Genomic DNA, 4946 nt, shown 5'->3' with positions numbered 1-4946 from the left:
TTTACTGCTTGTTTCACACCACGCTGTATCTCCAGCTTGTTGTAATCATCAGCATAAAAATGGGTGTTGGCGGAGGTTTTTTTGGAATGTGTCTTTTTTGACATTATCCAACATACGCGCTGATTGATGTCCGCCCAGTTAACAAATATAAGCTCAGGTGTGTGGCTTTCTACGTTCAACATGCATGTCCATCGGGGAACCAAAAAGTGTGGTTCTTTCGGAGTAAAATCCGCCAATAGCATTTGTTTGTCGTCAGCCCGATTTTTATTGATGGCTGGAATTATACAATTCATCTCATCTGTCACCAGTTGCGGTGATTGTGTCGTCGCATACCAATTATCCAGGCTCATAAAATTCAAATAAAATATCGTTTCCCAGTTTATATCGACAGTTATTGAATAGCCCTTGTGAACGGGTGAGTTGCGTTTGGGGGTTGGGTTATACCAAAGTTTGTAATTTTGCTTCATGTTCATTTTCTCCTTCTAATCTTGAAACAAAAAGGGGTAACGCGGAATGCGCTACCCCTGATTTGATTAGCTGGAAGGCAATGAAACGAGCCTTGTTGGCATTTGTATTTATGCTTTGAAGCGCGGATTGAACAATAAATCTAAACATTTTTTTCGCGTGTAGCGTCGAGTGTTCTTGTCGAGTGTCGTCCCGTGTCGTCACGTGTTGCGTCGTGTGTTGTCGCGTGTTCCGTAAGGAAGCCCAAAAGGGCAGTGTCATGTGTTTTTGTCGTGTGTGAAGCCAAAAAGCTAAGTCTCCACGCAGACAGAGATGTCGCCTTGAATAACACGACATTGGGCTGAAGCCCGTTTCAACACGCGACTGAACACATGACGAAACACCTGACATAAAATATTTTAACCAATCACTATTCATTTCCATATCCAGTTAATCCATGTAAGCCAACACGCGACAACCAACACATGACTTCAAAATGTTACGTCGACTGACGGCGCTTTCTTACATTTGTATTTAACCAAGAAGGGCGGAATGAAGGCCATTTATTTTCAAAAAATGTGCACTTTTTTGATAAATATTGAGCAGGGTGGTAATTTGGCCACCCTTGAACACCCAAGGAAACAACAACATGAAGGAACTTAATGAAATTTATAAATTTCTTATCGAACACCAGCTAACGACTTCGCAAGAACACTTTTCAAAACACTGGCTGCATAAGTCGCCGCGATATTACGCCACCATCAAATGCAGCAATCGGGATGCCAGCGTTGAAGCGCTAAGCACATTGATGATAAAGCTATATGGGCTTGAAGATGAACTTCGCCAAAGCCAATCCACGGATGCCGCTTTGCTTTGGTATACCGCTACACAATTCGCAGATAAGCTTCGCCAATACATCGCGCATACATCGCTTGAGCGTACGCCGCATAAGCGCGACGTTGGCTTAGATGCTGCCCAGATCAAAACCGGGCGGAACCTCGGCCAGCGCTTGCTCCAAATGACGTTTGGCTAAGGCCAGTCGGCATTTCATGATACCTGCATAATATTCATCATTTTTGAGTTCGTCGGGAAGCGGGAAGTCATCCAGCATTTCCATGTAGTCTATTTTGTAAGGTTTCATTTTTGGCCTCCGCTAACGGTTTAGTTTATTTATAAAACGGTGACGAAACCGGGGAGACCGCGTTGATACCTACATAACCCAGGGGCTTTAAAACGTTCTATGGGGTTTTGCAGGGGAATACTTCACTAAGAGCATAACTCAACGTTATGCCTGGAAATTTGCGTAAATCCTCTGGATGGCTTTCCATATATTTCTTCCACACCATAAACAACAGGCCGTTCTCTACGTCGACCGGCGGGCATCCAATTACTATTTCACCGAACTTATCTCCTTCGGATTTCAAATTATTTGCAACTCCTACGGATAACATAACACCTTCACGGAACCCCGATATGAAAGCAAGACAATATGAAATTTCGTCTTTACATAATTGCATCATTCTATCAGTCGTGCGTTCAATTGCATTCGCGGGTGCTGAAATCCCTGTAGCTAAAACAAGCCCTAAAAGTAATTTTTTCATATCCCTGTGGCCTCCTGTGACAGTTATAGAACAACGTTACACCCAGGAACTGTACCTACATAACCCAAAATCCTGTTTGGTTCGCAGATAAGCTTCGCCAATCCATCGCGCAATCATCGCTTGAGCGTATGCCGCACAAGCGCACGGCGCGTATTGATGAACAACCGAGCAAGTATGCTGAATTGCTCGACACAATACGCAAGCACACACTTGGCCGCGCTGCATAATTTTTGATTTTTTGGGGGAGACCGCCTTTGAAATCGGGGTGACAGTGCCAACAGATTTAACAACTGTTGGAGACACACCATGTCCATTATCAAGACTTTGAACTTTACTGATATCGAAGCGCCGAAGAGTAACCGCAACGCCATTAGCACCGTTGACCGCGCACGCGGTAAGTTTCTCGCGGCCATCAATACGCAAATCGACGCGGTGGGCGCATTTATCAGCGGCGAAACCAGCTACACCGTCAGCAAGAAGAGCTACGCGACAAACGACGATGGCCAGCGCCAACGTGTGAACCGGGATGTTGAAGTCCGTCCGATTTGGTTTGAGCAAGACGGCCAGTTTTTCATCGCTTTGCGCTACGCTAACAAACCGCTGGTGTTGGCCAAGAACAAGCCATCCATCGCCGCAGGCAATACGCTCGAAACTGTTCGCGATGTGCTGGTGCAAATCCGCGATGCGGTGCAAGCCGGTGAACTCGACAAGCTGCTTGAACAATCCGCGACGGAAGCCCGTCAGCGCCTGTCCAAGAAGTAATCACTCAATGGTTAGCAGAATGGGGGCTTCGGCCCCCATTTTCATGGTGGTAACAATGTGCCGTAATCATAAAATTTCTCAACTTAACGACCAGCTTCGTAAACATGGCCTTGGCGGGCGGGTGTTTATAACCCAAGGCATACAGTCATTGGACGAATGGTACCGCGAAGCCGTTATCAATGCTGTGCGCGAGTTTAATGCATTTACGCCGAACAACGATCCATATGGCGAGCATGACATGGGCAACGTTGTTGTCGCGGGCGCAAAGGCTATGTGGAAGATTGATTATTACGATCCGTCGATGACTGTCGGCAGTGAAGAGCCCGCCGATTGCGCAAAGACTGTCCGTGTGCTGACGATTATGCTGGCTGAAGAATATTGATAGCTGTGCTGTATGAGAGCACAGCTGTTATAGAATTAAGTTTTCGAATTAACTGCCTTATTATCTTGGGCGTTTTTCAGGTACGCACACTACATTCAAGCCGACATTGACCATACTCACACGAGTATAATAATCCCCTGTTGGTTTGTAGTTGCTGTTTTTACCAATGAAATAATCTATTTCGTCCTCGGAAAGAAACTCTTCCACATATCCTGTAGCGCATGTGCAGTACGCCCTATTTTCGCCTACTTTAATGAGATTTTTCATGCAGTATCTATCAAAACCGCCTGAAAAAATGCTGCCTAATAATCCTGCGCCTAGGTAAAGCGCTAAAATCACACCTATTGAAATAGCAAAGTCTTTGCCTTTTTTCATAGTCGTGTTTCCTTCGGTCTGCTGCTCATAGCTTATCCTGTTTCTTTCTGTTACAGACTATGATTACTCCAGGTGTGCGGAAATGCAATTCTTAACAGAACCTCTCGCTTTGCGCGTATGTTCCTAAAATTAAGCGTACACAGCGCCAACCTTCTCAGCCCGCTCGGTAGTTAAGTGCTGCCCTAGAAGTCTCCATACCTTCTTGGTAAGGGGGTGCCAATGACAAGATACAAGTGAGGCTTCTCCGTCTTTGAACAGATTCTCCATGGGATTTCCATATCTGATGATCAAGTAGCTGATAAACTTTGGTCATGGACTATGCGTATGGGGAAAGCGATAATAATGTATAGAGTGTAAAATGGATTTAATCGTGAGCCAGTAGGTTAAGCCTGGGGGATGAAATGAATGTTGAAGTAGCCCATAAGTATTGTAGGAAACACCGCAATTCGCTTGAAGTTAGTCAAAAGTGCGGCTGTTTTCATTGCCTAAAAATATTTGATCCCAAAGAAATTGTAATTTGGCTTAATGAAGGGACTGGAACGGCAATGTGCCCATATTGTGGGATCGATGCAATATTAGGTGACAAAGATGTTGGGCTATTGACGCCAGAGTTTTTGCAGAAGATGCACGACTTTTGGTTTGGCGGTTAGGATATTGGTGCATTGAGGATAGGAACTGAGCTTAATGCCAAAAGTCTATAGTTTGGCTTCCAGTATTTACGCTCAGTGCAAAGATGTGTGTATGTGGAGCGTACGTACGTTGCAGAAAACATCAATATATGAACAGTCTGTGTGATGGCGATAATGTTGGCTGAAGAATATTGATTGTTCGTTGTGTCGCCGCACAAACTCGATTTAACGCTTATACCGCGACGATACGCTCAGCCCGCTCGGTAGTTAGCGGAAATCGCTCCATCGCGCTTGTGCGAGCTTTATAGCGGATTGTAAGCGTGTTTTGTTTTTGTTGGAAGTCGGCTAATGCTCAGATTTACCGTGCGTTTTTGGCTTGTATCTTGCGTTTTGGGTTTGTGCGCTACCGTGCGTTTTACCGTACGTCACTAAATTACTGTGATTATAAGCATTATAACTTATTGAAAAGTAATAATAAATATAATATTTTCAATGTGGCTCAATGGATTGCTAATCCGCCGTACGGGGTAAACCCGTACCGAGGGTTCGAATCCCTCCCTGTCCGCCAGATTAGAAAGCCTCGGTCCTCGTGACCGGGGCTTTTTTCTTGTTCTTTTCGCACAAAGCAGGGGCCTGGATAATGGGCTTGAAAAAACAGCACCAAAACTAACAGAACAAATCTTTGACGGCGGCATTGTCCACGGAATCGATAACCCTGGACGATGGCTTCAGGAATCCTTGGATGAAACCTTA

Annotated in this window: 8 protein-coding genes; 4 read left to right on the top strand and 4 right to left on the bottom strand. The window is 45.0% G+C overall.

Annotation, left to right across the window (positions count from 1 at the left end):
• Positions 1 to 467 (bottom strand): hypothetical protein (locus BEN30_RS14805; protein WP_139135059.1); only part of this gene is annotated, 467 nt, incomplete at its 3' end.
• Between the two features lie 626 nt (positions 468 to 1093).
• Here BEN30_RS14805 and BEN30_RS19250 point away from each other — a divergent pair.
• On the top strand, positions 1094 to 1477 hold the full coding sequence (locus tag BEN30_RS19250; RefSeq protein WP_407655975.1) for a DUF6626 family protein: 384 nt from the start codon (positions 1094 to 1096) through the stop codon (positions 1475 to 1477).
• Here the strand turns inward: BEN30_RS19250 and BEN30_RS18715 are convergent.
• Positions 1409 to 1585: a hypothetical protein gene (locus BEN30_RS18715; protein WP_170827080.1), complete on the bottom strand. Its 177-nt coding sequence runs from the start codon at positions 1583 to 1585 to the stop codon at positions 1409 to 1411. The genes BEN30_RS19250 and BEN30_RS18715 overlap by 69 nt on opposite strands.
• A 97-nt stretch (positions 1586 to 1682) precedes the next feature.
• Positions 1683 to 2045, bottom strand: coding sequence for a Rap1a/Tai family immunity protein (locus tag BEN30_RS14800; RefSeq protein WP_139135058.1), 363 nt, complete (start codon positions 2043 to 2045; stop codon positions 1683 to 1685).
• Positions 2046 to 2351: 306 nt separating this feature from the next.
• On the opposite strand from BEN30_RS14800, the gene BEN30_RS14795 reads away from it, so the two are divergent.
• Entirely contained in the window at positions 2352 to 2807 is a 456-nt protein-coding gene (locus BEN30_RS14795) for a hypothetical protein (RefSeq protein ID WP_069959100.1), read from the top strand.
• A gap of 19 nt (positions 2808 to 2826) precedes the next feature.
• Complete coding sequence (locus tag BEN30_RS14790) at positions 2827 to 3189, top strand: DUF3768 domain-containing protein (RefSeq protein ID WP_245649064.1); 363 nt, start codon at positions 2827 to 2829, stop codon at positions 3187 to 3189.
• Positions 3190 to 3249: 60 nt separating this feature from the next.
• On the opposite strand, the gene BEN30_RS14785 is transcribed toward BEN30_RS14790, so the two are convergent.
• The gene (locus BEN30_RS14785) at positions 3250 to 3564 is read right to left on the bottom strand and encodes a hypothetical protein (RefSeq protein ID WP_069959082.1); all 315 of its coding nucleotides are present in this window, start codon (positions 3562 to 3564) and stop codon (positions 3250 to 3252) included.
• A 401-nt stretch (positions 3565 to 3965) separates the two neighbouring features.
• On the opposite strand from BEN30_RS14785, the gene BEN30_RS18060 reads away from it, so the two are divergent.
• Complete coding sequence (locus BEN30_RS18060; RefSeq protein ID WP_084005615.1) at positions 3966 to 4214, top strand: hypothetical protein; 249 nt, start codon at positions 3966 to 3968, stop codon at positions 4212 to 4214.
• Positions 4215 to 4946 lie beyond the last annotated feature (732 nt).

It is taken from the genome of Magnetovibrio blakemorei, assembly GCF_001746755.1.
GTDB classification, from domain to species: Bacteria; Pseudomonadota; Alphaproteobacteria; order Rhodospirillales; family Magnetovibrionaceae; genus Magnetovibrio; species Magnetovibrio blakemorei.
This window is presented reverse-complemented; position numbering and strand designations above follow the sequence as displayed.